The 460-nt window shown below is 69.1% G+C and carries 1 protein-coding gene; it reads right to left on the bottom strand.

Features of this window, described 5'->3' with window-relative positions; genetic code table 11:
* The coding region (locus tag ACEPPI_RS40695; protein WP_373920269.1) for a carboxyl transferase domain-containing protein at window positions 1-460 on the bottom strand (460 nt) is incomplete at both ends.

A 460-nucleotide genomic window follows, 5' to 3' on the forward strand; every position in this document is an offset into this window, starting at 1 on the left:
GACGTCCAGCAGCGTGACGATCGGGATGTTGAAGGCGTCGCAGAGCTGGACGAACCGCGCGGCCTTCTCGGAGGCGTGGATGTCCAGGACGCCGGCGAGGTGGCCGGGCTGGTTGGCGACGATGCCGACGACCTGGCCGTCCAGCCGCGCCAGCGCGCAGATGATGTTGCGGGCCCAGCGCTCGTGGATCTCCAGGACGTCGCCGTCGTCGACGAGCTCCTCGATGACCTTGAGCATGTCGTACGGGCGGTTGCCGTCGGCCGGGACCAGGTCCAGCAGGACGTCGGAGCGACGGTCCTTCGGGTCGTCGGTCTCGTGGACCGGCGGGTTCTCGCGGTTGTTGGAGGGGAGCATCGTGATGAGGTAGCGGACCTCGGAGATGCAGGTCTCCTCGTCGTCGTACGCGAAGTGCGCGACGCCCGAGGTCTCGGCGTGCACGTCCGCGCCGCCGAGGCCGTTC

It is taken from the genome of Streptomyces sp. AB3(2024) (assembly GCF_041862025.1).
Classification (GTDB): domain Bacteria; phylum Actinomycetota; class Actinomycetes; order Streptomycetales; family Streptomycetaceae; genus Streptomyces.